Genomic DNA, 24,490 nt, shown 5'->3' on the forward strand with positions numbered 1-24,490 from the left:
ACCCACCGCCGCTACGTGCCCCACTCCCACGCCCACTACGGCGGCGACCTCGTCGACGGCGCCTACGGCCTCGGCCTGTTCGGCGACGTCGCCACCGAACTGCTCATCCGCACCGACGGCGACGAAGGCCTCTTCGCCGCCTACTCCGCCGTCGAGTTCCTCGCACCCCTGCGCGCCGGCGACGTCGTCGAGGCCACCGCCACCCTCGTCCGCGTCGGCACCCGCTCCCGCGAGATCGACTTCGAAGCCCGCGTCGTGTGCCGCCGAGCCCCCGACCGCGGCCCGTCCGCCGCCGACGTCCTCGACCCGCCCCTGCTCGTCACCCGCGCCCGCGGCACCGTCGTCGCACCCCCGCGCCCGTGACCCTCCCCGGGGTCGCCGCACACGTCCATCACGTTCACCCGGTGCTCCCGCCGCAGCTCACCGGCGAACTCCGCGACGTCCACCCCGGACGCCTCCACCACCCGCAACGACGCCGGCGTCCGCTCCACCCGCGCCGCGTCCGCCAGGTCGTCCCGCCCCGACGCCCGCAACGCCTCGGTCAACCGGGCGTGGTTGTCCGCCTGCGTCCGCTCGTCGAGCACCTCCCGCACCCGACGATCCCCCCGCAGCTGCGCCGCCACCCGCCGCATCTCCGCGTCGCTGTCGGCCAACACCTGCAACACCGTGCAGCGGGGGACGGGCGTGCCCTCGACGCGACGGCCCGGCGCGAACAGCACCACCGCCGCGACCACACCCGTGACCAGGGCCAGGACCACGGTCAGCAGCAACGATCGGCGCGACACGACCACCACCCTGCCACGCCCCGTGCCCGACCGGCGACCCGACGTCACCCCCGGCCACGACGCGCCCACCCGCCCCGCTCTGCCACTATCGACGCGTGATCAGCATCGACCCGGCCTCACCCGTGCCGCCCTACGAACAGGTGCGGTCCCAGTTCGCCCGCCGGATCACCGACCGCGACCTCGCCGTCGGCACCCGCCTGCCCACCGTGCGCGCCCTCGCCGCCGACCTCGGCCTCGCCGTCAACACCGTCGCCCGCGCCTACCGCGAACTCGAGGAAGCCGGCCTCATCGAAACCCGCGGCCGCGCCGGCACCGTCGTCAGCGCCGCCGGCCAACGCGGCCGCGAACGCGTCCTGCGCGCCGCCCGCGCCTACGCCGCCACCGCCCGCGAACAAGGCCTCACCGGCGACGAAGCCCTCGACATCGTCCGCGCCGCCCTCACCGACACCCACCACCCGTAGGGTGGGGCCCGTGGCCACCGAACCCGACGGCGACCCCGCCCGCACCCTCGCCGTGCTGTGGCGCACCGGCGGCCGGCCCGCCCGCAAGGACCTCGGCGTCGACCGCATCGTCACCGCCGCCGTCACCCTCGCCGACACCGAAGGGCTCGCCGCGCTGTCCATGCGCCGCGTCGCCGACACCCTCGGCGTCGGCACCATGTCCCTCTACACCCACGTCCCCGGCAAAGCCGAACTCCTCGACGCCATGGTCGACGCCGTGCACGCCGAGACACCCCGCCCCGAGGACGTGCCCGGCGGCTGGCGCGGCCGCCTCACCCGCATCGCCCGCGACAACCGCGACCTGCTCCTGCGCCACCCCTGGCTGCTGCAGGTCCCCGCCGGCCGCGCCGTCCTCGGACCCCACGTCATCGCCAAGTACGACTACGAGCTGCGCGCCGTCGACGGCATCGGCCTCACCGACCTGGAGATGGACTCCGTCCTGACCCTCGTGCTGGCCCACGTCCGCTCCGCCGCCCGGGTCACCGTCGACGCCGCCCGCACCCGCGACCGCACCGGCCTCACCGACGAGCAGTGGTGGCACAGCGCCGCACCCCTGCTCGCCCGGGTCCTCGACCCCGCCCGCTACCCCCTCGCCACCCGCGTCGGCGCCGCCGCCGGCCAGACCCACGGCGCCGCCTACGACGGCGAGCACGCCTTCACCTTCGGCCTGGACCGCGTCCTGGACGGCGTGCAGGCCCTCGTCGACCGCCGTCAGTAGGGACGCTTGGGCATCATCACCCACAACACCAGGTAGATCAGGAACTGCGGCCCCGGCAGCAGGCAGGACAACACGAACACCACCCGCACCGTGCTCGCCTTCCACCCGTACCGGGCCGCCAACCCCGCACACACACCCGCGATCACTTTCCGGTCCTGAGGCCTGGTCAACGTCGTCATACCTCCACCCTCCCCGCGCCCGCACACCCCCACATCGGTGGGAACCCTGATTTACCCCCACCGGTCACCCCCCAATCCCAGGGCAACCCCGCCCCACCCCACACGTCCACCCCCACGACCGGTCACCGACAGGAGAGCGACCGCACACCGCGCAGGCCCTCGGCGCCGCCGCCGCCCGGCGGCGGCGTGACGAGGTCGTGCGTCCTCGGACCGCGGTGGGGGGGAGGACCGCGCCCGGCGCACGCGTCGACGCAGGCACCGGCACGGGTCGGCGGTCGGGGTGGGACCGGCGGCTCGTAGGCTGAACCGGTGGTCGCAGCCCCCGTGACGCCGGATCAACCCGTCGCCGACACGCCCCCCGCCCGCCGCCGGGACGTGCGCGGCACGCTGCTGCGGACGCTCCTGGCCGCCGCCGGCGGCGCCGCGGTGTTCCTCAGCTTCCCCCCGCGCACGACCTGGTGGCTCGCGCCCCTCGGGTTCGCCGTCCTGGGCCTGCTGCTGCACGGCCGCCGCGCCCGCGCCGGCTTCGGCCTCGGCCTGGTGTGGGGGCTGGCGTTCATGGCGCCCCTGCTGCGCTGGACCGGCGAGTTCGTCGGCCTCATCGCCTGGCTGCCCCTGGCCCTGCTGTGCGCGCTGCTCATCGCCGTCGGCACCGCCGCCATGGCCGCCGTGTCCCGCCTGCCGGGCGCGCCGCTGTGGATGGCGCTGGTGTGGGTCGCCGACGAGGCGTTGCGCGCCGTCGTGCCCTTCGGCGGCTTCCCCTGGGGCAAGATCGCCTTCGGCCAACCCGAAGGCTGGTACCTGCCGCTGGCCGCGATCGGCGGAGCGCCCCTGGTCGGGTTCGCCGTCGCCCTCACCGGCCTCGGCGCCGCCCACCTGATCCGCGACTGGCGGATCGGCGTGCCCGCCCTCCTGCTGCCCCTCGCCGCCGCCACCGCCGCCACGACCCTCGTGCACACCGACCCCGACCAGGGCACCGCCACCGTCGCCGCCGTCCAGGGCAACGTTCCCCGCGCCGGCCTCGACTTCAACGCCCAACGCCGCGCCGTGCTCGACAACCACGTCGCCCGCACCCTCCGGCTCGCCGAGGACGTCCGCGCCGGCCGCGCCGAACAACCCGACCTGGTCATCTGGCCGGAGAACTCCTCCGACATCGACCCCTTCCGCAACGTCGACGCCGCCAACCAGATCCGCCGCGCCACCGAGGCCATCGGCGCGCCCATCGCCGTCGGCGCCGTCGTCATCGACCCCGACGACAAGCTGCCCCGCAACACCGTCGTGCTCTACGAACCCGGCGTCGGCCCCACCGACACCTACACCAAGCGGCAGCTGCAGCCCTTCGGCGAGACCATGCCCTACCGCGGGTTCTTCCGGATCTTCACCGACGCCGTCGACCGCGCCGGCACCTTCCAACCCGGCACCGACCCCGAGGGCTTCACCATGGGCCCCGCCAAGGTCGCCATCGACACCTGCTACGAAGTCGCGTTCGACGGCGTCGTCCGCGACTCGGTCACCGAGGGCGCGAACCTCATCGCCATCCCCACCAACAACGCCACCTTCGGCTACACCGAGATGACCTACCAGCAGCTGGCCATGTCCCGCGTCCGCGCCGTCGAACACGGCAAAGCGGTCATCGTCTCCGCCACGAGCGGCGTGTCCGCGATCGTCGCCCCCGACGGGTCCGTCAGCCAGCGGACCGGCATGTTCACCGCCGACGCGCTGGTGGCCACCGTGCCGCTGCGCGGGGAGGCTACGCTGGCCACCCGGCTCGGCGCATGGCCCGAGTGGGTGATGACCGCTCTGGGCCTGATGGCCGTGGCGATCGCCTTGACAACGACACGACGACGGACGCGTCCGACCCCTGGTGCGGGGGCCGGCGAGGAGGACACGGATGGCGGACCAGCAGGCGCAGCCTGACCGCGAGCTCGGGCCGGTGCTGGTGGTGATCCCGACCTACAACGAGCGGGACAACATCGGGAAGATCGTGCGACGGCTGCACACCGCGCTGCCCCACGTGCACGCCCTCGTGGTCGACGACGGCAGCCCCGACGGCACAGGACAGCTGGCCGACGAGATGGCCGCCGACGACGACCGCGTGCACGTGCTGCACCGCACGGAGAAAGCCGGGCTCGGCGCGGCCTACGTCGCCGGGTTCCGGTGGGCGCTCGACCGCGGCTACGCGGTCGTGGTCGAGATGGACGCGGACGGCTCCCACGCCCCCGAGGACCTGCCCCGGCTGCTCGACGCCCTGCGCGACGCGGACCTCGTGCTCGGCTCCCGGTACGTGCCCGGCGGCAGCACGGTCAACTGGCCCAAGTACCGGGAGGTCATCTCCCGCGGCGGCAACGTCTACTCGCAGATCGCGCTCGGCGCGAAGGTCAAGGACATCACCGGCGGGTTCCGCGCCTTCCGCGCCGAGGTCCTCGACCGGCTCAAGCTCGACACCGTCGCCTCCCAGGGCTACTGCTTCCAGATCGACCTGGCGTGGCGCACCATCGAACTCGGCTACCGCGTCGTCGAGGTCCCCATCACGTTCACCGAGCGTGAGATCGGCGAGTCCAAGATGAGCGGCAACATCGTCCGCGAAGCGCTGTGGCGGGTCACCAAGTGGGGTGTGCGCCGCCGCGGCACCCAGCTGCGCGACCTGCTCGCGCCCAGGAAGGCCAAGACGCCCAGCAGCCGCTGAGCACCCGCGCCCACCACGCGGAAGGGCCCGCCGGAACGGATCCGGCGGGCCCTTCGCACGTCGACACGGTCAGGCGGTGCGGGTGCGCCGCCCCTTCAGCTCCTCGAGCCGCTCGTCCAGCAGCTCTTCGAGCTCCGGGATCGTGCGCCGCTCCAGGAGCATGTCCCAGTGCGTGCGCGGCGGCTTGATCTTCTTCGCCTCCGGCTCGACGCCGTCGATGATCTTCGACTCCTGGCCGTGGAGACGGCACTCCCAGGTGTGCGGGATCTCGGCGTCGTCGGAGAACGGGACCTCGAAGTCGTGGCCCTTGGGGCAGGCGTACCGCACCGACCGGCGCGGGGCGAGGTCGTGATTGCGGTCGGTCTCGTAGCTGACTGCTCCGAGCCGGCTACCCCGTAGAACGCGGTCGGCCATGGCGGTGTCCTTTCGCTCGGCTCAGGGCCGGGGCCCAGGCTTGTTGCTCACCGAGTGCAACGATCGGACTGCTCCGTTCGTTCCCGGCTTCACGGTCATCGTCGCCCACAGTGACGTCTTTCACCCGTCAACGAAGGCTTCCTCCTAAGGGATGCAATCGCGGCCGGATCGTGACGCGTTATCAAGCTACCGGGCGACCCCATCACACTGATGGAGCAGTCCTGGCAGAAGACGTGCGGCTGCGACAGCTTAGACCGACCACGCAGGGCGACGTTACGGCGGGTTTAACTCGCCGGTAGTGACGTCCGTCATGGTTACGGTTACGCAAAGTTATTTCGCGGTCTTAACCGCCGTCCGCCACTCAGGGTGGCGGGACGAGTGTGCTCGGTGGCGGACATGAGGATGAATCACCCGTCCGGACCGCACCCAAACGTCCACTCGGACGCTTGACCCCTTCGATAGCTTCAGTGTCACTCGAAAGAGTGCTTTTCGGCGAGTCGGTCGAGCAGCTCCCGTTGGGCCTTCACCACTTTTACCCGCGCCTCGACAAGCGGAAACCAGGCCACCCGGTCCACCTCGGGGAACTCCCGCACGGTCCCGGACCCGCGCGGCCACTCCAGGGTGAACGTCCCGGGAACCACCCGGTCGGGGTCCAGGTCGCCCGCCAGCGCCCACGCGGTCACGACCTTGCCGCCGGACTGCCGGACCTCGCCCAGCGGCACCAGCTCGCCCTCGGGCACCGGCAACCCCAGCTCCTCGGCGAACTCCCGCCGCGCGGTCGCCTCCAGGTCCTCCCCGTCGTCGGGCTCGCCCTTGGGGATGGACCAGGCGCCCTCGTCCTTGCGCGCCCAGAACGGGCCGCCCATGTGCCCCAGCAGCACCTGCAGCCCGCCGTCGACCACCCGGTGCAGCAGGATCCCGGCACTGCGCCCGCCACCGCGCCCGCCCGTCACGCCCGACACCCCGCCCCGCGACCGGTCCCCGCCCGCACAGTCCTCATGCGCACAGTGTGACGACCCCGGCGGGTCAGGTCTTGCGCCGGGTGCGCATGTGGATCTGCTCGCCCTGCTTGCCGAACAGGCTCAGGATCTCCACCGGCTCCGGACCCGCCGGCCCGAACCAGTGCGGCAGCCGCGTGTCGAACTCCGCCGCCTCGCCGGCCGCCAGCACCACGTCGTGGTCGGCCAGGATCAGCCGCAGCCGCCCCGACAGCACGTAGAGCCACTCGTAGCCGGTGTGCGTGCGCGGATCCGGCTCGCCCCGGTCCGGGATGATCATCTTGAACGCCTGCAGCCCGCCCGGCTGCTGGGTCAGCGGCAGCACCGTCATGCCGTTGCGGCGCACCGGCACCGGCCGGATCCGCGGGTCGCCCACCGGCGGCGCGCCCACCAGCTCGTCGAGCGGCACGCGGTGCGCCCGCGCGATCGGCAGCAGCAGCTCCAGGCTCGGCCGCCGCTGCCCCGACTCCAGGCGCGACAAGGTGCTCTTGGAGATCCCCGTCGCCGCCGCCAGGTCGGCCAGCGTCGCGCCCCGGCTCGTGCGGACGTGGCGCAGCCGCTCGCCGACCTTGTCCAGCACCTCGTCGGTCGGGTCGTCGGCCGCGTCGGGGGCGGGATCGGCGGGGAGGTCGGCGTCGCTCATGTGTCGTCCCGGGATCGGCAACGGGGGATCCCAGTGTGCGGCGTCCGGGCCGCGGGCGGGCGACCGGGTCAGGTGAGGCTGAGCTGCCGGTCGTCCACCGGGCGCGGCCCGAGGTCGCCGGTGCGGTAGTGGGTGCGGCACAGCACCTGGTAGCGGACCTCCGCGGTGTCCGCCGCGACCGTGTCGGCGACCAGCACCGTGTCCCCGGCGCGCACCACGTCGCCGTCGTGCACGCGGGCGTTGAACCGGCCCGGCCGCCCGCACCAGCACAGCACCTCGACCTGGATCGCGTTGAGCTCGTCGGCCAGCTCGAACAGCCGCTGCGAGCCCGGGAACAGGGCACTGCGGAAGTCGGTGGCCAGGCCGAAGCAGTACACCTCGAGGTGGGCGTCGTCGGCGAGCTCGGCGAGCTGGTCGACCTGCTCGGCGGAGAGGAACTGGGCCTCGTCGACGATCACGTAGTCGACCCGGCTGCCCCGCGACCAGTGCTCCCGCACCAGCGCGCACAGGTCCATGTCCTCGTGGACCTCCAGGGCGTGGCGGACCAGGCCCATGCGGCTGGAGATGGTGGGGGTGCCGGAGCGGTCGTGGCGCACCAGCAGCAGCCCCCGGCGGCCCTGCCGGGCCTGGTTGTGGTCGATCTGCAGGGCCAGCGTCGACTTGCCGCAGTCCATCGGCCCGAAGAAGAACCGCAGCCGCCCCGTGGGCGGCAGCCCGCGACCGGCCCCGGCGGCGGGCACGGAGGACAGCGCGTCGGTCGGGTCCGGGGAGGTGATGATCGGTTCCACGGCGGGCCACCCTAACGCGCGGCGCCGGCCGCCGGTGTCCCGGCCTTGCCCGCGGGACCGGGACGGCGTCCGCGCGGCTTCGGGGTCGCGGGGCGCCCCGCGCGGCGGTCACCGCGCGGGGCGCAGGCGGGTCGCCTCACCGGACTTGTTGCCGAGATATATCGCGAAGCGGTATAACGTGCGGTGTGAGAGGTATGTCGGAGCAGGTGTTCCTGGTGCTCACCGCGTTGGCGGAGGAGCCGTTGCACGGCTACGCGATCGTGCGCGCGGTCGACGGGCTGTCGGAGGGTCGGATGCGGCTGCGGGTCGGCACGCTCTACGGGGTGCTGGACCGGCTGGTCGCCGAGGGCCTGGCCGAGCGCGACCGGGAGGAGGTGCACCAGGGGCGGCTGCGCCGCTACTACCGGCTGACCGACGCGGGCGTGCGGGTGCTGGCGGCGGAGGTGGCCCGGTTGTCGGCCAACGTGCGCGCCGCGTCGTCGGTGCTCAAGGCGAGGGGTGCGCTGTGAGGTCGAACCTGGAACGCCGCTACCGGTCGCTGCTGCGGCTGCTGCCCGCCCGGTACCGCGCGGAGCGCGAGGAGGAGATGGTCGGCATCTTCCTCGCCGACCGCACCGACGACCTGGACCTGGAGCACGGCTGGCCGGGCTGGGGCGAGACGGGCGCGACGCTGGCGCTGGCCGTGCGGGTGCGGCTGGGCGCGCGGCGCCCGGCGGGGACCGCGCTGCGGGTGCTGGCGCTGACCGGGCTGCTCGGGCAGCTGGTGTCCTCGGCCCAGTCGTGGACGGTGACCGCCCGGCTCGGCGCCGCCGCGGACGGTCAGGGCTGGTGGTACGACGTGACGGCGCTGGTGGCGTTCGCGGCGCTGGTCGCCGGCCGCCGCGCGGCGGGCCGGGTCGCGGCGGGCCTGTCGGGCGTGCTGTCGCTGGCGGCGGTGGTGTGGTCGGCGGCGGCGGGGTTGCCGCCGTGGTGGACGCTGCTGTGGCACGTCCCGGCGCTGCTGACGGCCCTGGCGGTGGTGGCGGGGTTCCACCGGGAGGCGCCGCCGGTGCCGCGGGTGTGGTGGGCGGTCGCGCCGGTCGCGCTCGTCGCCGGTGTCGCGTCGGTCGTGTCCGCCCCGGCGTTGTCGACGGGGACGATGTCCGCGGCGTGGCTGATCGCCGCCGCCGCGGTGGCGGTGGCGCGGCCCTGGACGGCCCGGGCGCCCGCGTCCGCCGCCTGACCCCGCGCCCGCCCGGGTCGTGCGACCCGGGCGGGGGACCGGTCACACCTTGGCGGGCACCGGGTTGCCGGACGCGGCGATCGCCCTGCGCACCGGCACGAAGATCATCAGCACGAACCCGGCCACGAAGAAGACCACCAGCGAGATGATCGCCAGCCGGAACGACCCGGTGGCCTGGCCGACCCCGGCGAACACCATCGGCCCCAGCCACGACGTGGACCGCTCGCCGACCTCGTAAAGGGAGAAGTACTGCGCCTCGCGGCCGGGCGGGATCATCTGGCTGAACAGCGACCGCGACAACGCGTTCGTGCCGCCCAGCACCAGCCCGATCCCCACCGCCAGCCCGTAGAACTGGACCTGCTGCCCGGCCTGCACGAAGAACGCCGCCGCGACCACCACGATCCACACGCACAGGCTCACCATGATCGTGCGCTTCGCGCCCCACGACTTCGCCACCCGCCCGTGCAGCATGCCGCCCAGGAACGCGACGAACTGCACGATCAGGATCGTGGTGATCAGCACCGTCTCGTCGAGCAGCAACTCGTCACGCCCGTACTGGGCCGAGACGTTCGCGACGGTGGCGATGCCGTCGGTGTAGATGAGGTAGGTGCCCAGGAACGCCAGCGTCAACGGGAACAGGCGGGCCTGCTTGATCGTCTGCCGCAGCTCGGCGAACCCGGCGGTGACCACCGACGCGCCCGACTCGGCGCCGTGCGGCGGCTGGTGCCGCTTGAGCCGCGCCAGCGGGATGAGCGTGAACCCCGCCCACCACAGGCCCGAGAACACGAACCCGACGCGGACCGCCGCGCCCTCGCTCAACCCGATCGCGTCGTGACCGATGAACAGCGCCAGCTGCACCGCCAGCGCCAGACCGCCGCCCAGGTACCCGAACGCCCACCCGCGGGTGGACACCGCGTCGCGCTCGTCGGGGGTCGCGATCTCCGGCAGGAACGCGTAGTACACGACGACCGACGCGCCGTAGCAGATGTTGCCCAGCACGAACAGCGCCACGCCCAGGTGCCAGTTGTCGCCGCCGACCGCGGCCAGCGCGACCGTCGCGACCGAACCGGTGAACGCCAGCCCGCCGAGCATGCGGCGCTTGTTCTGGGTCCGGTCGGCGATCGCGCCCATCACCGGCAGCACCACGACCTGCACGAGCGTGGCGATGGACAGCAGGTAGCCCCACAGCGACCCGGCCGGGAAGTAGGCGCCGAACAGGGAGATGTCGCACTGCCGCAGCGACCCGTCCACGCAGGCGTCCGGGCCGTTGCGGGCGGTGTCGGCGACGGCCGCCTCCTTGGCCACCGCGGTGAGGTAGCCGGAGAGGAACACGGTGACCACCGAGGTGGGGAACACCGAGTTCGCCCAGTCGTACCAGGTCCACCCGCGCTGTTCCCGCTTGCGGTCCACGGCGGGTGCGGTGCTGTCGGCCACGCTCATGGGGGCGGACTGTATATCGCCCGCCACCCGTTCGTGGTGATCACCACCAAGCTGTTGCCAACCGGCCGTCCGCGCGCCACGCGCGGCCCGCTCAGCCCCCCGCCCAGACCCCCCGGTCGAGCAGCACGTCCCGCAGCCGGTCGGGCCGGTCGGTGACCAACCCGTCCACGCCCAGGTCCAGCAGCCGCCGCATCTCCGCCTCCTCGTCGACCGTCCACACGTGCACCTCCAGGCCCCGCCGGTGCGCGGCGGCCACGAACCGGCCGTCCACCACCAGCAGCCGGCCCTGCCGCACCGGCACCTGCGCCACCGTGCCCCGCACCGGCAACCCCACCAGCGGCACCCGCCCCGCCGCCCACAACGCGCCCACCGACCGCGGCCCCATCGACGTCAGCAGCCCCGGCCCGCCCAGGCGCCGCAACCGCGCCAGCCGCTTCTCCGAGAACGACGCCAGGCACACCCGGCCCAGCGCGCCGGCGCGGCGCAGCGCCTCCAGCACCGGCACCACCGCCGAATCGGCCTTGACGTCGATGTTCACCCACGCGTCCGGCAGGTCCTCCAGCAGGTCCTCCAGCCTCGTCACCGGCTCCCGCCCGCCCACGTTCGCCCGCCGCACCGCCGACCACGGCTGCGCCGCCACCGGCCCGGTCCCGTCGGTCGTGCGGTCCAGCGTCGCGTCGTGGTGCACCACGACCACCCCGTCGGACGTCGCGTGCACGTCGGTCTCCAGGTACCGGTAGCCCTCCCGGTGGGCGCGGCGGAACGCGGCCAGCGAGTTCTCCATCCCCGACAGCTCGTCGAGGTGCCAGCCCCGGTGGGCGAACGCGCGGGGGTGCGGTCCGGACAGGTACGGGTGGTTCGCGGTCACACCCGGAGTCTGCCCTGGCGGCGTGGCGCGGCGGTGACCGGTGGGTAGCGGGATAGCGTCGCCCGCCATGGAGCTGGTGACCGAGCCCGTCGCGGCACGCCGTGAGGAAGCCAGGCACTGCGCCTGGTGCGGACGCCGCCTGCCCGACAGCGGCCGGATCGGCCGGCCGCGCCGCTACTGCGCGCAGCCCTGCCGGCAACGCGCCTACGAACGGCGCGCCGCCGTGCAGCGCGGCGGACTGCCCGAGGACGCCGTCGTGCTGTCCGCGGGGGAGCTGGCCGACCTGCAGGACCGGCTGTTCCAGCTGCGGTGCGCCGCGGAGGACGTCGCCACCGCCGCCGCGGACGGCGCCGACGGGGCCGAGCTGCGGCGCCTGGCGGCGGAACTGGTGGACACCGCGCGTGGTCTGGAGCGGTTGCGCTGACTCGTGTCGGCTTGCCCCCCGCGTGTGGTCTCGACCATCATGGCGCGCGGGTGGGCGAGGAGGGGCGCGTGAACGGCAACGGCGCGTTGCACCACGAGGTGCTCGACCGGGCCGACGTCGGTTTCGGTGTGACGGACGCGAACGGAACGCTGGCCTGGGTGAACCCGGCGCTGGCGGAGATCCTCGGCGTGCCCGTCGACCACGTGGTCGGCCGGTCGCTGCCCGCGCTGCTGCCCGGCGCGCCCGAACGGCCCCGCGCCGGCCTGGCGCTGCTCACCCCCAGCGCCTACCGCAAGGGACACCGCTGGCTCGAGGTCACCTGCCAGACCCTCCCGGCCACCGGCCACGACACCGACGAACGACTGCTGTACCGGGTCGTGGACGTCACCGCGTGGCGCGACCGCGAACTCGAAGCCACCCACGAGGCCGACGCCCTGCGCCGCGCCCAGGTCCTGGGCCGCATGGGCACCTGGGAGTGGCACATCGCCGAGGACCGCGTCGTGTGGTCGGACACCCTGCTGGAGATGTTCGGCTTCGGCCCCGACACCGAGCTGGACTTCGACGGCTACGCCGCCCTCGTGCACCCCGAGGACCTGTCCATGATCCAGGCCACCCTCGAGGAGGCCATGCGGTCGGGCGCCGGGTTCTCCTACACCCACCGCATGCTGCTGGGCGAGGACCGCACCGAACGCTGGTTCGAGTGCTTCGGCGAGGTCGTGGTCGACGAGGACGGCTCACCGCTGCGCGTGCTGGGCACCGCCCACGACATCACCCGCGCCCGCCGCGTGCACGACGAACTGCTCGCCCTGGCCGAGCAGGACCCCCTCACCGGCCTGGCGAACCGGCGCGCCGTCACCCGCGAACTGGAACGGCAACTCGCCGGCGGCGGCCCCGGCGCGATGCTGCTGCTGGACCTGGACAACTTCAAGGACGTCAACGACCTGCGCGGGCACGCCGTCGGCGACCGCCTGATGAAAGCCCTCGCCACCACCCTGCGCTCACGCCTGGCGCCGTCCCAGCTGATCGGCCGCCTCGGCGGCGACGAGTTCGCCGTCGTGCTGCCCGGCGCCACCCCCGCCGACGCCGCCCGCGTCGCCGAAGGACTGCGCGATGCCGTAGCCGCGTTGCCGCTCGTCGGCGCCGCCCGCAGCATCACCGTGTCCACCGGCGTCGCCGAGTACGGGCCCGGCGACACGTGGGAACTCGTCCTGGCCAACGCCGACCTCGCCCTCTACGCCTCCAAAGCCGCCGGCCGCAACCGGGTCACCGTCTACGAACCCGGCCACTACGCCGACACCGCGAAACGCGTCTCCGTCCTGGACCGGCTGCGCGCCGCCCTCGACGACGGCGGACTCGCCCTGCACGCCATGCCCATGGTCCAGCTGGCCACCGGCACCACCCTCGGCCACGAACTGCTGCTGCGCCTGGAAGACGGCCAGGACCCCTACCTGGGGCCCGCCGAGTTCCTGCCCGAGGCCGAACGCTCCGACCTCGTCCTCGACATCGACCGGTGGGTGCTGTCCACCGCCATCGACGCCCTCGTCGGCCACCCCGACCCGCGACTGCGGTTCAACGTCAACATCTCCGGCCGCACCCTCGAGGACGAGGACTTCGGCGGGTTCGTCCTGGACCGCCTCGCCACCGCCGGCGTCGCACCCGGCCGCCTCGGCCTGGAGATCACCGAAACCGCCGCCGTCACCAACCTCGACGCCGCCCGCGCCCTCGCGCTGCAATTGCGCGCGTTCGGCTGCCGCATCATCCTCGACGACTTCGGCTCCGGCTTCGGCTCGTTCGTCCACCTCAAACACCTGCCCATCACCGGCATCAAGATCGACGGCGAGTTCGTGCGCGGCATCGACGAACGCTCCACCGACGCCGTCCTCGTCGCCGGCATCGTGCAGATCGCCCAAGGCCTCGGCCTCACCGCCGTCGCCGAGTGGGTCGAGCGCCCCGCCCAGGTCGACGCCCTCGCCCGCCTCGGCGTCCAGATCGGCCAGGGCTTCCACCTCGGCCGACCCCAACCCCTCGACCACGTCCTCTCGGCCCAGCCGCAGCCGCCGAACGGCGCATTGTCGCCACGCATGGCCGGTGCGGAGGATGGGGCGCGTTCCTGATCACCGCCGCCCCGCCCCCCGATGGGAAGCCACCGCCGTGCCCGGTACCCCCGACAGCCCCGCACGCGGTGTCCGCCGCGTCGAGCTGAGCACCACCCACCCCGAACCGATCGCCGAGTTCTACGCCCACCTGCTCGGCTGGGTGCTCATCGCCGAACCCGACGGCGCGTTCACCGGCTGGGTCGGCGACCGCCTGGCCCTCCGCGTGCACCCCGGCGACCCCGCCTGGCACGTCGTGTTCGCCGGCGCCGAACCCCGCGACCTCGACCTCGGCGCCGCCGTCGACCAGGGCCGCGTCCTGCACGGCCCCTGGGCGCCCCGGCCACGCCCCGGCGAACCCTGCTGGGTGGAACTGATGGGCGAACCCGCCGACGACGACTACTGGGCCGGCGAGCTGGGCTGGCAGGTCCGCGACCCCGACGGCGAGTTCACCCTCTACGACACGGGCACCGGCGACGACCGCCGCCCCGTCGCCGGCCGCCTCACCGCCCGCGGCGGCTGGACCTGCTACTTCGCCGTCCCCGACATCGCCGCGGCCCTCGCCGAGGCGACCGACATGGGCGGCGCCGTCCTCATCGGCCCCCAAGCCGTCCCCACCGGCGTCGTCGCGGCCGTCGCCGACCCCGCCGGCTCCGTGTTCGCCCTGCTGGAAGACCCACCCGGCTGGGGCGGCGCCTGGTGCGCCACCCACCAGGCACACGCCTGAGCGCCGGGGGAGCGGACACCCCGCTGCCGGGGAGCCCGGCCGTGAACCAGACCCCGGCCGGGCTCCCCGCAGCACACCCCGCCCGGGGAATGCCCAGGCGCTAGGAGCCCCGGACGAGCTCCGGCGGGAAACCACCCGTCGCGATCGGACCCCACCGGTCGATCGTGACCCGGAGCAACGACTTGCCCTGACGGCGCATCGCATCCCGGTACTCGTCCCAGTCCGGATGCTCACCCGCGACACACCGGTAGTAGTCCACCAGCGGCTCCAACGCCTCCGGCAGGTCCAGCACCTCCGCCCGCCCGTCCACCTGGACGTGAGGACCGTCCCAGTCGTCGGACAGCACGCACACCGTCACCCGCTCGTCCCGACGCGCGTTGCGCGACTTCGCCCGCCCCGGATACGTCGACACCACCACCCGGCCCTCACCATCCACCCCGCACGTCACCGGCGACACCTGCGGACGCCCGTCGGCGCGCGCGGTGACCAGCAGCGCACGGTGACGCGGCCGCAGGAACTCGACCAACTCGGCACGGGACACGCGATCGGCGGTGGCGATTCTCGGCATGCCACCAGCCTAGGAGACACAACCCGGGGGAGAGGAGACCTCAGGCGCGACCCAGGATGTCGGCCACCACATCCGCCTTCGCGTCCGCGTACTGCTGCAGGTACGTCCAGTCCCGCGCCGCCAGCTCCCGCTTCGTCCGCTCGTAGAGCACCCGATCCTCCTCCGACACCCGCAACCGGTCCCGGAACGCCACCATCCGCGCCACCTCCGGCTCACCCGCCGTGAACACGTGCAGGTTCACGTCCGTGTCCGGCCCCTTGAACATGCGGTGCTCCAACCACTCCGGCTCCCGGATCCGCACCACGTACCCCACCGCCTCCAACGCCGGCACGTACGACGCCTCGTCCGCCGAATCCGCCACCGCCAACACCACGTCCACCACCGGCTTCGCCGCCAACCCCGGCACCGACGTCGACCCCACGTGCGCCAACCCCAACACCCCCGCACCCAACGCGCCCCGGATCCGCGCCGCCTCGCGCTCGTACAACCCCGGCCACGCCGGGTCGTAGGCCACCAGCACCACCCGACCGGCCAACCTCGGCGCGACACCCACGTGCGCCGCCCGGATCCGCTCCTCCGACAACCCCACGACCCATCCCTCCTCACGCCCGGCGGACCAGCCTAGAGCCCTCACCCCGGCAACGGCGACGCCGTTCCCACCGCGAACAGGTCACCCCCCGCCCGCACCCGCTCCCGCACCTCGTCCGCCAGGAACACCAGGTCCTCCACCACCCGGCACGCCTCCACCTCCTCCCACGACACCGGCGTCGACACCGACGGCCGCGCCCGCGCCCGCAACGAGTACGGCGCCACCGTCGTCTTCGCCGGGTTGTTCTGCGACCAGTCGATCAACACCTTCCCCGTCCGCTGCGCCTTCGCCATCCGCCACACCACCTCCTCCGGCCACTCACCCGCCAACCGCTGCGCCACACCCTTCGCGTACTCCGACGTCGACCCCGCCGACGACACCGACACCGCCGCGTACACCTGCAACCCCTTCGACCCCGACGTCTTCACCACCGGCGCCAACCCGTCACCCTCCAACACCTCCCGCACCCGGCACGCCACCCGGCAGCACTGCACCACCGTCGCCGGCTCACCCGGATCCAGGTCGAACACCACCAGGTCGGGGGAGTGCCGCGCACCCCGCGCACCCACACCCCACTGCGGCACGTGCAACTCCAACGCCGCCAGGTTCGCCAACCACACCAGCGTCGCCAAGTCGTCCACCACCACGAAATCCGCGTACTCCGCGCCCCGCGACGACCCCGGCGTCCCCACCCGCACCGTCCGCACCCACTCCGGCGCGTGCGACGGCGCGTTCTTCTCGAAGAACGACTTCCCGTCCACCCCGTTCGGGAACCGCCGCACCGTCATCGGCCGCCCCGCCACGTGCGGCAACAACACCGGCGCGATCCGCGTGTAGTAGTCGATCACCTCCGCCTTGGTGAACCCCACCTCCGGGTACAGCACCTTGTCCAGGTTCGTCAGCTTCACCAGACGACCCTCCACCCGCACCAACGCCTCACCCGTCACGACGCACCTCCCCGGGCGCCCGATCCGGCCGCAACCCCCGCCACGTCGCGAACCGCAACCGACCATCCGCCGTCCACTGCCGGTACGCCACCTCACCCACCAACACCGGCCGCACCCACCGCGCACCCCGAGCCCGCGCCCGCGGCACCCCCGACCCGAACGGCGACCCCGCCACCCCCAACTCCGACAACCGCGCCGTCAACCGCTCCAACTCCGCCTGGTCGAACCCCGTCCCCACCGACCCCGCGAACACCAACCCACCCCCACCGTCCGGGATGCCCAGCAACAACGCCCCCACCAGACCCCGCCGCTTGCCCTCACCCGGCCGCCACCCCCCGATCACCACCTCCTGCGTCGCCACCGCCGTCACCTTCACCCACGACGGCGACCGCTGACCCGGCACGTACCGCGAATCCAGCCGCTTCGCCACCACCCCCTCCAACCCCTGCTCCCGACTCGCCGCCAACACCGCCGCCCCCTGACCCGGGAACGCCTTCGGCGTCAACCAATGAGCCCCCGCCAACCCCAACCCCTCCAACAACTCACGCCGCCGCGCATACGACAACCCCACCGTCGGCGAACCGTCCAGGTGCAACACGTCGAACACCAAAAACGTCACCGGCGACCCCGCCACCAACCGCCGCGCCTGCGCCGCCGACGCGTGCATCCGCCGCTGCAACGCACCGAAACTCGGCCGACCACCCTCCAACGCCACGATCTCCCCGTCCAACAACACCTGCGTCGCACCCAACTGCGCACCCAACCCCTGCAACTCCGGGTACGTCCCCGTCACGTCGTTGCCCAACCGACTCGTCAACCGCACCCGACCACCCTCCACCCGGGCGATCGCCCGCACCCCGTCCCACTTGAACTCGAACGCCCACTTCGCCGCCGGCCCCGGCAACTCCACCGCCGACGTCGCCAACATCGGCGACAGCACCTCCGGCAACGGCACCCAATCCGCCCGCACCGCCCCGTGCCGCCGCCGCACCATCCAGTCCCCACCACCGGACGACCCCCGGCGGAAGAACACGAACTCACCCTCCACCCGCGCACCGTGCAACACCACGTCCACCTCGCGGTCGGACCACTTCACCGTCTCGTACCGACCCCGATCCCAGATCACCATCTCACCCGCGCCGTACTCACCCTTCGGGATCACCCCCGAGAACGACGCGTACTCCAACGGGTGATCCTCGGTCCGCACCGCCAACCGGATCGTCCCCGGCTCCGACGGCAACCCCTTCGGCACCGCCCACGACACCAACACCCCACCCCGCTCCAACCGCACGTCCCAGTGCAGCCGCGACGCGTGGTGCTCCTGGATCACGAACGTGTCGTCACCACCACGGGGCAACACCACGTCCTCACCCGGCACCGGCTCCGGCGTCCGACCCGCATCCCGCTTGCGCCGATAGTCCGAAAGATCCCCACCCATCCCCGCCGCCACGCCCTCAGGCGGGCTTCGCCTTCTTCTTCGCCGGAGCCTTCCGCGACGACGACCCCGAAGACGACGACCCCGAGGACGACCCAGAAGAAGCCGCCTTCTTCGCCGCCGGCTTCCGCGCCGCCGACCGCCCACCCCGCGCCGACTTCGCCTGCTCCACACTCCGCTCCAACGCCGTCATCAGGTCGATCACCTCACCGGCCTCCTCCACCTCCGGCCGATCCGGCAGCTCCGCACCCTCCGCCTTCGCCTCGATCACCTTCTGCATCGCCACCGTGTAGTCATCCGAGAAATCACCCGGATCGAACGACCCCGCCATGCTCTCCACCAACGACGACGCCATCTTCAATTCCTGCGGCCGAACCTCCACATCCGAGTCCAAGAACTCGAAATCCGGCTTCCGCACCTCATCCGGCCACAACATCGTGTGCATCACCAACAGGTCATCACGCGCCCGCAACATCGCCAACGTCTCCCGCTGACGGATCGTGATCTTCACCACCGCGAGCTGCCCACTGCGCTCCAAAGCGGTCCGAAGCAACACGTACGGACGCGTCGCCGCCTTGTCCGGCTCCAGATAATAAGACTTCTGGAAATAGATCGGATCCACTTCCTCGACCGGCACGAACTCCAACACGTCGATCGCGTGATCAGTGTTCACCGGCAACTTGTCGAAATCCTCGGCATCCATCACCACGACCCGACCGTCGTCCAGCTCGTAACCCTTCGCGATATCGGCGTAGGCGACCTCCTCGCCGCACACCTGGCACACCCGCTTGTACCGGATGCGCCCACCGTCCTCCCGGTGCACCTGATGGAACCGGAAGTCGTGCTCCTCCGTGGCCGTGTACAACCGGACACCGATCGTCACCAACCCGAAGGAGATCGCCCCACGCCACACGGACCTCATGCCACGTGACTACCCGCGAACAGCGCGATCCGCACCAGGGCGTCACTCGAACGGGCTAACAATCACCAGGCCCCACGACCAAACACCGCAACCCTCAACCACCCTCCCGCCGCAACCTCCCCGACCGCACCCGCTCCACGCTCCGCCGCAACGCACCCAACAAATCCACCCCACCACCCGTCTCCTCCGGACCCCGCGCCACCGGCACCTCCACCGCACCCGCCGCCTTCGCCCCGATCAACCCCGCCAACCGCTCCCCATACCCGTCCACGAACACCGACCCGTCGAACGGCGCCGTCATCGACTCCACCAAAGACTCCGCCACCGCCAATTCCGCACCACCCGACACCACACCCGAAAAATCAAAACCCGGCTCCACCACCTGACCCGGCCACACCAACGTCTGCAACACCAAACCACCACCCCGAGGCCGCAACACCCCCAACACCTCCCGACCCCTCAAACCCGCCCGCACCACCGCCACCCGGGACAACCGCACCAACACATCCCGCAACACCACGTACGACCCCACCGCCACCCGCTCAGGCTCCACGAAATACGACCGACCCCACAACACCGGATCCACCTCGTCCGCACCCACGAACTGCACCACCTCGATCGTCCGCTCCACCCCCGCGGACAACCCCGCCACCTCCTCCGACTCCACCACCACCAAACGACCATCCGACAACACGAACCCCTTCGCCACCTCCGACGACTCCAACCCCGCCCCGCACACCGAACACACCCGCCGATGCCGAACCCGCCCACCGTCCAACCGGTGCACCTCGTGCAACCGCACCCCACGATCCCGCGTCGCCCCGAACAACCGCACCGGGAACACCACCAACCCGAACGACACCGAACCACGCCACAAAGCCCTCATAACACCTGCGTACACCTGTGCGAACATCGACTCACCCAAGTCACCCGCACAGCCCAACCACCCCGACCCGCCCTACTCCCGATGCGGCAACCGCGCCAACGACGCATACGTCCGGTTGCCCGCCACCGCCGCCCGCCGCTCCCGCGCCGTCGCCTCGATGTAGTTCTGCGACGTCGCCAACGACGCATGCCCCAACAACGCCATGATCTCCGACGCCGACGCGCCGTCCTCCGCCAACCGCGTCGCGAACGTGTGCCGCAACGCGTGCAGGTTCGCCCCCGACGGCACCCGGTCGTGCAACCCCGCCCACCGGAAGCACGACCGCACCAGGTACTCCAACCCACCCCGCCCGATCGGCTCACCGTGCCGATCGCGCAACAACGCCGAACCCCGGTCGAACCGCCCCTGCGGAAAACGCCGCCGACACGACACCACGTACTGCTCGATGATCCGGTCCATCGCCGGCTCGATCGGCACCGACCGGTCCCGGTTGCCCTTGCCCGCCACGTGCAACCGACGCTCACCCGGCCGACCCACCACCGACGCGTGCGTCAACGTCCGCATCTCCGCCGACCGCAACCCCGCCACCAACCCCAGCGCCAACACCAGCACGTCACGCTCCGGCCACGGATCACGACCCTGCCGGGCGCCCTCCGCCGCGGCCGCCAACAACCGCTCCGGCGTGTCCTCGCCCCGCAACGGCTTCGGCACCAGCGGAGGCGTCTTCGGCCGCGCCACCGCACCCATCGGGTTGCCCGCCACCAGCTCCTCCGCCACGCAGAACGTCAGGAACTGGTTCCACGTCGACCACGCCCGCAGCACCGACGACTTCGCGTGCGAGTCCGCGAACACCCCGAACGCCTCCCGCAGGTTCCGCGTCGTCAACGCCGCCATCTCCAGCCGCTCCGGCGCCGTGCCCGTCACCTCCGCCAACAACGCCGTGACACCCGCCAGATCACGCCGGTACGCCGCCGTCGTGTGCGGCGAGTCCTTCCGCGGCCGACGGGCGAGGAAGAACGACTCCTGAGCGGCAAGCACCAACATGTCGATCTTCCTACCGCACACCACCGACAATTCCGGCCACCAGGGGAGGGGAGGACCCCGAACCCACCCGATCGCCGCAGGGGAGCACCACCGACCCGGGCGACCTCCACCGGTGGCGACCCGGACCACGCGGCAGCGTGTCGCGTGCCGGTCCAGGGGAGAGCCGGCACGCGGCTGTCACCGGGACCGGGCCACGGGGTCACGGGTTCGCGCGTTCCGCCGTGTTCCCGGAGCCGGGTCATGATTGATGGATAATGGCAATTATCCATCATAAGTGGGTCCGGAAGGGGTTCGGGCCCCGGACCGGGGGATGCCCCTCTCGGAACGCCCGCCGCCGGCCGGGTACGACCCTGGGGCGTGTCTTTCGCGTGCGGCACGTGCACCAGGGCGTGACCCGCGCCCGGGACGTCCCGGCGAGCCGGCGACGGGGTGCCGCCGGCGGTCCTGGGGCACGGCCCTCGATGATCAACAGATCGAGGTGAACGTCCGACGTGCGCGTCGGTCCGCCATCCGCCGACACCACCGGTGATCCGTCACTGTGACGTTTCTAGGTGGTGTCCCGGGCGTGCACCGGCCCGACGTTGTCTCGGGGACTTCCCGGCTCGGAGCCTCTCGGGTCCGGATCGGCCGCCTTGGCGCGTGCGGCGCTGTCAGTCTGTCCCGCCGTGCGGACGATGCGCGACGGACGCGGACGGCCGGTGAACGACCGTCGCGCGTGGACGTCGTGTCGTCACGGCGTGGCCGGCCTGTGGGCCTCAGGTGCCCGTGACCCCTGCCGACCTGCCGGTTCGGAAACGCCGATAATCTACATTATGTTAAGTAGAACGTTGGACGGGCGTCCGGGGCACTTCCCTGCCCACCCGCCGAGCCTCCGCGGTGATGACGTCGCCCCAGGTGCTCCACATGCCGTCGAGCCGTGACGTGACGACGACGCGCTGCACCGAGTCGTCCGGCAGCGGGATCTGCAGGCCGATCGCGTGGTGGCGTGCGTGCCCGCCGCCTGCCTTCGCCAACAGCTCCGCGTCGAAGTCGATCAGGACGCTGCCTTCGGGCAGGGTGTCCGGGATGTCGTCGCCGCAGCCGATGACGCAGACCGGTCCCCCGGCGTCCGCGGTGTGCCGGTCGATCTCGGCGCGGACGTCGAGGGCGCGTGCCTGGTCGGTCCACGCGGTGAGGGTGCGGTGTTCGCCCTCGGCGATGAGCGGGTCGTCGAGTTCCAGGGAGGCCCAGACGAGTTCGACGCCGGGTTCGCGGGTCTTGTCGAGGAACTGGCGCATGGTGCGCTTGGCGCTGGCGAGCATCTCCCCCGTGTCGCGTTCGTGCGGTGGTTCGACGGCCCAGGCGGTGAGGTCGAAGTGGGTGGCGAGGCCGTGCTTGTGGGCGCGGTAGCCGAGTTCGATGTCTTCGGTGCCCCAGGTGACGAAGCGTTCGTCGAAGCCGCCGACGGCGTGGAAGTCGGTGGTGCGCAGGGAGTAGTTCATGCCCCAGGCGAAGAGCCAGGGGAAGGCGAGCCGGTCGGGGTCGAAGTCGACGGCGGCGAGGGGTTCGTGGCGGATGTCGCGGAAGCCGGGGTGGTCTTTGAAGTCCTGGTGGACTTGCTTCGGGGTTCTGGTGGTGATGGCTTCGGCGAGGCCGGGTGTGGGGTCCCAGGGGCGGTAGCCGTGGACGTAGCCGAGGTTGAGGGTGGGTCGGCCGGTGTGGGCGTCGGCGTGCGCGCGGGTGAAGTCGGGTCCGGCGAGGGTGCCGCAGTCGAGGAAGACGAGGACGGGGGCGGTGGCGTGGCGGGCGCCGGCGTTGCGGGCGTGGGCGACGCGGCGGCCGAGGTCGGGTTCGTAGTGGTAGTGCAGGCGGAGGCGGTCGCGGAAGGTTTCGGTGACGTCGGCGGTGTGGTCGCTGGAGCCGTCGTCGGAGACGATGACCTCGTAGTCGTCGGGTGGGAGGGTTTGGTCGGTGAGGCTGTCGAGGGTGCGGCGGAGGAGTTCGGCGCGGTTGTAGGTGGGGATCACGACGGAGATGCGCGGCGGCATCCGGGCTCCTTGGGGCGCTGGTGGCGGGCGCTGGGAAGGAGCGGACTGTATCGGGTTCGCGGAATCGGTACAGCCCCCGCACTTCGGTGTCGCTCAGGTGGTTCGGGTGGTGGTCAGGCGGTCGAGGGTGGCGTGGTAGTGGGCGTTGGTCATGATGCCGAGGACGTTGCCGAAGGGGTCGACGACGCTGGCGGTGGCGTAGCCCTCGCCGCGGACCGTGGGGTGGTCGTGGGGTGTGGCGCCGAGTTCGGTGAGGCGGTCGAGGGTGGCGTGGAGGTCGTCGACGGCCCAGTAGGTGATGGCGCCGGCGGGGCCGGTGCGGGTGTCGTGGGGTGCGTGGTCGCTGTGGACGATGCCGAATTCGTGCTGGTAGTCGCCGATGCGGTATTCGACGTAGCCGCCGGGGACGGTGAAGTAGGGCTCGATGCCGAAGAACCGGGTGTACCAGGTGGTGGCGGCGTCGAGGTCGTCGGCGAAGAAGCTGGTGGTGGTGAGTCCGCGGAGCATGGTGGTCCTTCTTCCGGTCGGGTGGTCGTCGTCGCCTACTTTGGTGGTGAAAGTGCGCACGGAGTGAGCACTTTGGGGGCGAGACTGGGGTCATGCGTGCGGACCGGTTGGTGGCTGCCCTGTTGTTGATGCAGGCGCGGGGTCGGGTGACGGCGGCGGAGTTGGCGGGTGAGTTGGAGGTGTCGGTGGCGACGGCGCGTCGGGATCTGGAGGCGTTGTCGTCGGCGGGTGTGCCGGTGTACCCGCAGCCGGGGCGTGGTGGTGGTTGGCGGTTGGTGGGGCGTGCGCGGACGGATCTGAGCGGGTTGACGTCGTCGGAGGCGCGGGCGTTGTTCTTGTTGGTGGGTCCGGCGGCGTCGGGGTCGCCGGAGGTGCGGGCGGCGTTGCGGAAGTTGGTGCGGGCGTTGCCGGAGACGTTCCGGGAGGGTGCGTTGGCGGCGGCGGACGCGGTGGTGGTGGATGTGGCGGGGTGGGGTGGTGTCGGTCGGGTGCGGCCGGGGTTGGTGGGTGTGTTGCAGGAGGCGGTGGTGGGGCGTCGGCGGGTGGTGTTGGTGTACGAGGGTCGTGGGCGGGTGCGGTCGGAGCGGGTGGTGGAGCCGTGGGGGTTGGTGGACAAGGACGAGGTTTGGTACTTGGTGGCGGGTACGGGTGCGGGTGAGCGGACGTTCCGGGTGGATCGGGTGGTGTCGGCGCGGGTGACGGATGAGGTGTTCGCGCGGCCGGAGGGGTTCGAGTTGTCGGTGGCGTGGGAGCGGGTGGTGTCGGAGGTGGAGCGGCGGCGGGGGTCGGTGTCGGCGGTGGTGTCGGTGGAGCCGCGGTTCGCGGCGGTGTTGCGTGATCAGTTCGGGCGGCAGTGCGAGGTGTTGGCGGAGGTGGGTGGTCGGGCGCGGTTGCGGTTGTCGGCGGCTGCTCCGCTGATGATCGCGCAGGTGTTGGCGGGGTGGGGTGGGTTGGTGGAGGTGGTGGAGTCGGAGGCGGTGCGGGCGGAGTTGGCGCGGTTGGGTGCGGAGTTGGTGGCGTTGAACGGGGTGGGGTGATGCCGCTCCCCCGGTTCGTGAGGTCGGTCGAGGGCGTCGCGGC

At 72.3% G+C, this 24,490-nt stretch carries 27 protein-coding genes; 11 read left to right on the forward strand and 16 right to left on the reverse strand.

Going from position 1 to position 24,490, the window contains the following annotated elements:
- The first annotated feature begins 15 nt into the window (after positions 1-15).
- From IOD16_RS15870 to IOD16_RS15880, 3 genes are all read left to right on the forward strand, one after another.
- Positions 16-363, forward strand: a complete 348-nt coding sequence (locus tag IOD16_RS15870) for a hotdog domain-containing protein (RefSeq protein WP_236595172.1) — start codon at positions 16-18, stop codon at positions 361-363.
- 517 nt (positions 364-880) lie between these two features.
- The gene (locus IOD16_RS15875; RefSeq protein WP_123741469.1) at positions 881-1,246 is read left to right on the forward strand and encodes a GntR family transcriptional regulator; all 366 of its coding nucleotides are present in this window, start codon (positions 881-883) and stop codon (positions 1,244-1,246) included.
- A gap of 10 nt (positions 1,247-1,256) precedes the next feature.
- The gene (locus IOD16_RS15880; protein WP_123747693.1) at positions 1,257-2,003 is read left to right on the forward strand and encodes a TetR/AcrR family transcriptional regulator; all 747 of its coding nucleotides are present in this window, start codon (positions 1,257-1,259) and stop codon (positions 2,001-2,003) included.
- On the opposite strand, the gene IOD16_RS15885 is transcribed toward IOD16_RS15880, so the two are convergent.
- Positions 1,997-2,182, reverse strand: a complete 186-nt coding sequence (locus IOD16_RS15885; RefSeq protein WP_123741470.1) for a PspC domain-containing protein — start codon at positions 2,180-2,182, stop codon at positions 1,997-1,999. The genes IOD16_RS15880 and IOD16_RS15885 overlap by 7 nt on opposite strands.
- A 309-nt stretch (positions 2,183-2,491) precedes the next feature.
- Between IOD16_RS15885 and lnt the strand changes: the two genes are divergently transcribed.
- Together lnt and IOD16_RS15895 are read left to right on the forward strand one after the other, a co-directional pair.
- Positions 2,492-4,099, forward strand: coding sequence for an apolipoprotein N-acyltransferase (gene lnt / locus IOD16_RS15890; RefSeq protein ID WP_236595019.1), 1,608 nt, complete (start codon positions 2,492-2,494; stop codon positions 4,097-4,099).
- Positions 4,074-4,868, forward strand: a complete 795-nt coding sequence (locus IOD16_RS15895; RefSeq protein WP_123741472.1) for a polyprenol monophosphomannose synthase — start codon at positions 4,074-4,076, stop codon at positions 4,866-4,868. The genes lnt and IOD16_RS15895 overlap by 26 nt, the downstream gene beginning before the upstream one ends.
- Before the next feature lie 69 nt (positions 4,869-4,937).
- On the opposite strand, the gene IOD16_RS15900 is transcribed toward IOD16_RS15895, so the two are convergent.
- The 4 genes from IOD16_RS15900 to IOD16_RS15915 form a co-directional block, all read right to left on the reverse strand.
- Positions 4,938-5,282 carry an RNA polymerase-binding protein RbpA gene (locus IOD16_RS15900; protein ID WP_123741473.1) on the reverse strand — a complete coding sequence of 115 codons (345 nt, stop codon included), beginning with the start codon at positions 5,280-5,282 and terminating at the stop codon, positions 4,938-4,940.
- A 470-nt stretch (positions 5,283-5,752) separates the two neighbouring features.
- The gene (locus tag IOD16_RS15905) at positions 5,753-6,235 is read right to left on the reverse strand and encodes an NUDIX domain-containing protein (protein WP_236595020.1); all 483 of its coding nucleotides are present in this window, start codon (positions 6,233-6,235) and stop codon (positions 5,753-5,755) included.
- Between the two features lie 73 nt (positions 6,236-6,308).
- Positions 6,309-6,923: a helix-turn-helix domain-containing protein gene (locus tag IOD16_RS15910; protein ID WP_201440672.1), complete on the reverse strand. Its 615-nt coding sequence runs from the start codon at positions 6,921-6,923 to the stop codon at positions 6,309-6,311.
- A 68-nt stretch (positions 6,924-6,991) separates the two neighbouring features.
- A complete protein-coding gene (locus tag IOD16_RS15915; protein WP_201440673.1) occupies positions 6,992-7,711 on the reverse strand; it encodes a thymidine kinase in 720 nt (239 codons plus the stop codon).
- A gap of 194 nt (positions 7,712-7,905) precedes the next feature.
- Here IOD16_RS15915 and IOD16_RS15920 point away from each other — a divergent pair, with 194 nt between their 5' ends.
- Positions 7,906-8,220, forward strand: a complete 315-nt coding sequence (locus IOD16_RS15920; RefSeq protein ID WP_123741476.1) for a PadR family transcriptional regulator — start codon at positions 7,906-7,908, stop codon at positions 8,218-8,220.
- On the forward strand, positions 8,217-8,933 hold the full coding sequence (locus IOD16_RS15925; protein ID WP_201440674.1) for a hypothetical protein: 717 nt from the start codon (positions 8,217-8,219) through the stop codon (positions 8,931-8,933). The genes IOD16_RS15920 and IOD16_RS15925 overlap by 4 nt, the downstream gene beginning before the upstream one ends.
- A gap of 42 nt (positions 8,934-8,975) precedes the next feature.
- Here IOD16_RS15925 and IOD16_RS15930 read toward each other — a convergent pair whose 3' ends face one another.
- Together IOD16_RS15930 and IOD16_RS15935 are read right to left on the reverse strand one after the other, a co-directional pair.
- Complete coding sequence (locus IOD16_RS15930) at positions 8,976-10,373, reverse strand: MFS transporter (protein WP_201440675.1); 1,398 nt, start codon at positions 10,371-10,373, stop codon at positions 8,976-8,978.
- A gap of 91 nt (positions 10,374-10,464) precedes the next feature.
- Positions 10,465-11,241 carry a glycerophosphodiester phosphodiesterase gene (locus IOD16_RS15935; RefSeq protein ID WP_268957718.1) on the reverse strand — a complete coding sequence of 259 codons (777 nt, stop codon included), beginning with the start codon at positions 11,239-11,241 and terminating at the stop codon, positions 10,465-10,467.
- 67 nt (positions 11,242-11,308) lie between these two features.
- Between IOD16_RS15935 and IOD16_RS15940 the strand changes: the two genes are divergently transcribed.
- From IOD16_RS15940 to IOD16_RS15950, 3 genes are all read left to right on the forward strand, one after another.
- Entirely contained in the window at positions 11,309-11,665 is a 357-nt protein-coding gene (locus IOD16_RS15940) for a hypothetical protein (protein WP_123741479.1), read from the forward strand.
- Between the two features lie 68 nt (positions 11,666-11,733).
- Positions 11,734-13,779, forward strand: coding sequence for a putative bifunctional diguanylate cyclase/phosphodiesterase (locus tag IOD16_RS15945; protein WP_236595021.1), 2,046 nt, complete (start codon positions 11,734-11,736; stop codon positions 13,777-13,779).
- A 37-nt stretch (positions 13,780-13,816) separates the two neighbouring features.
- Positions 13,817-14,485, forward strand: coding sequence for a VOC family protein (locus IOD16_RS15950; RefSeq protein ID WP_201440677.1), 669 nt, complete (start codon positions 13,817-13,819; stop codon positions 14,483-14,485).
- A 100-nt stretch (positions 14,486-14,585) separates the two neighbouring features.
- On the opposite strand, the gene IOD16_RS15955 is transcribed toward IOD16_RS15950, so the two are convergent.
- From IOD16_RS15955 to IOD16_RS15995, 9 genes are all read right to left on the reverse strand, one after another.
- A complete protein-coding gene (locus IOD16_RS15955) occupies positions 14,586-15,053 on the reverse strand; it encodes a PPOX class F420-dependent oxidoreductase (protein ID WP_201440678.1) in 468 nt (155 codons plus the stop codon).
- 40 nt (positions 15,054-15,093) lie between these two features.
- The gene (locus IOD16_RS15960; RefSeq protein WP_201440679.1) at positions 15,094-15,642 is read right to left on the reverse strand and encodes a GrpB family protein; all 549 of its coding nucleotides are present in this window, start codon (positions 15,640-15,642) and stop codon (positions 15,094-15,096) included.
- A gap of 41 nt (positions 15,643-15,683) precedes the next feature.
- Entirely contained in the window at positions 15,684-16,589 is a 906-nt protein-coding gene (gene ligD / locus IOD16_RS15965) for a non-homologous end-joining DNA ligase (RefSeq protein ID WP_201440680.1), read from the reverse strand.
- Complete coding sequence (gene ligD / locus IOD16_RS15970) at positions 16,579-18,027, reverse strand: non-homologous end-joining DNA ligase (RefSeq protein WP_201440681.1); 1,449 nt, start codon at positions 18,025-18,027, stop codon at positions 16,579-16,581. Before ligD (IOD16_RS15970) ends, ligD (IOD16_RS15965) begins: the two co-directional genes overlap by 11 nt.
- A 16-nt stretch (positions 18,028-18,043) precedes the next feature.
- Positions 18,044-18,907, reverse strand: coding sequence for a non-homologous end joining protein Ku (ku, locus tag IOD16_RS15975; protein ID WP_442978105.1), 864 nt, complete (start codon positions 18,905-18,907; stop codon positions 18,044-18,046).
- Between the two features lie 133 nt (positions 18,908-19,040).
- Entirely contained in the window at positions 19,041-19,859 is an 819-nt protein-coding gene (gene ku, locus IOD16_RS40990; protein ID WP_268957719.1) for a non-homologous end joining protein Ku, read from the reverse strand.
- A 45-nt stretch (positions 19,860-19,904) separates the two neighbouring features.
- On the reverse strand, positions 19,905-20,876 hold the full coding sequence (locus IOD16_RS15985; RefSeq protein WP_123741485.1) for a tyrosine-type recombinase/integrase: 972 nt from the start codon (positions 20,874-20,876) through the stop codon (positions 19,905-19,907).
- Positions 20,877-21,691: 815 nt separating this feature from the next.
- Entirely contained in the window at positions 21,692-22,903 is a 1,212-nt protein-coding gene (locus IOD16_RS15990; protein WP_201440683.1) for a glycosyltransferase, read from the reverse strand.
- Positions 22,904-22,996: 93 nt separating this feature from the next.
- Positions 22,997-23,410 carry a VOC family protein gene (locus IOD16_RS15995; protein WP_201440684.1) on the reverse strand — a complete coding sequence of 138 codons (414 nt, stop codon included), beginning with the start codon at positions 23,408-23,410 and terminating at the stop codon, positions 22,997-22,999.
- A 92-nt stretch (positions 23,411-23,502) separates the two neighbouring features.
- Here IOD16_RS15995 and IOD16_RS16000 point away from each other — a divergent pair, with 92 nt between their 5' ends.
- Positions 23,503-24,447 (forward strand): helix-turn-helix transcriptional regulator, encoded by a 945-nt coding sequence (locus IOD16_RS16000; RefSeq protein WP_201440685.1) that lies wholly within the window; start codon positions 23,503-23,505, stop codon positions 24,445-24,447.
- The last annotated feature ends 43 nt before the right edge of the window (positions 24,448-24,490 follow it).

Origin of the sequence: Saccharothrix sp. 6-C (assembly GCF_016695385.1) — a bacterium.
GTDB classification, from domain to species: Bacteria; Actinomycetota; Actinomycetes; order Mycobacteriales; family Pseudonocardiaceae; genus Actinosynnema; species Actinosynnema texasense.

Excerpts from the sequence above, each read along its gene's own strand:
- IOD16_RS15885 (WP_123741470.1), bottom strand. The coding sequence starts at position 2,182 with ATGACGACGTTGACCAGGCCTCAGGACCGGAAAGTGATCGCGGGTGTG.
- IOD16_RS15895 (WP_123741472.1), top strand. The coding sequence starts at position 4,074 with ATGGCGGACCAGCAGGCGCAGCCTGACCGCGAGCTCGGGCCGGTGCTG.
- IOD16_RS15900 (WP_123741473.1), bottom strand. The coding sequence starts at position 5,282 with ATGGCCGACCGCGTTCTACGGGGTAGCCGGCTCGGAGCAGTCAGCTAC.
- IOD16_RS15910 (WP_201440672.1), bottom strand. The coding sequence starts at position 6,923 with ATGAGCGACGCCGACCTCCCCGCCGATCCCGCCCCCGACGCGGCCGAC.
- IOD16_RS15920 (WP_123741476.1), top strand. The coding sequence starts at position 7,906 with ATGTCGGAGCAGGTGTTCCTGGTGCTCACCGCGTTGGCGGAGGAGCCG.
- IOD16_RS15930 (WP_201440675.1), bottom strand. The coding sequence starts at position 10,373 with ATGAGCGTGGCCGACAGCACCGCACCCGCCGTGGACCGCAAGCGGGAA.
- IOD16_RS15940 (WP_123741479.1), top strand. The coding sequence starts at position 11,309 with ATGGAGCTGGTGACCGAGCCCGTCGCGGCACGCCGTGAGGAAGCCAGG.
- IOD16_RS15955 (WP_201440678.1), bottom strand. The coding sequence starts at position 15,053 with ATGCCGAGAATCGCCACCGCCGATCGCGTGTCCCGTGCCGAGTTGGTC.
- ligD (WP_201440681.1), bottom strand. The coding sequence starts at position 18,027 with ATGGGTGGGGATCTTTCGGACTATCGGCGCAAGCGGGATGCGGGTCGG.
- ku (WP_268957719.1), bottom strand. The coding sequence starts at position 19,859 with ATGTTCGCACAGGTGTACGCAGGTGTTATGAGGGCTTTGTGGCGTGGT.
- IOD16_RS15985 (WP_123741485.1), bottom strand. The coding sequence starts at position 20,876 with ATGTTGGTGCTTGCCGCTCAGGAGTCGTTCTTCCTCGCCCGTCGGCCG.
- IOD16_RS15990 (WP_201440683.1), bottom strand. The coding sequence starts at position 22,903 with ATGCCGCCGCGCATCTCCGTCGTGATCCCCACCTACAACCGCGCCGAA.
- IOD16_RS15995 (WP_201440684.1), bottom strand. The coding sequence starts at position 23,410 with ATGCTCCGCGGACTCACCACCACCAGCTTCTTCGCCGACGACCTCGAC.
- IOD16_RS16000 (WP_201440685.1), top strand. The coding sequence starts at position 23,503 with ATGCGTGCGGACCGGTTGGTGGCTGCCCTGTTGTTGATGCAGGCGCGG.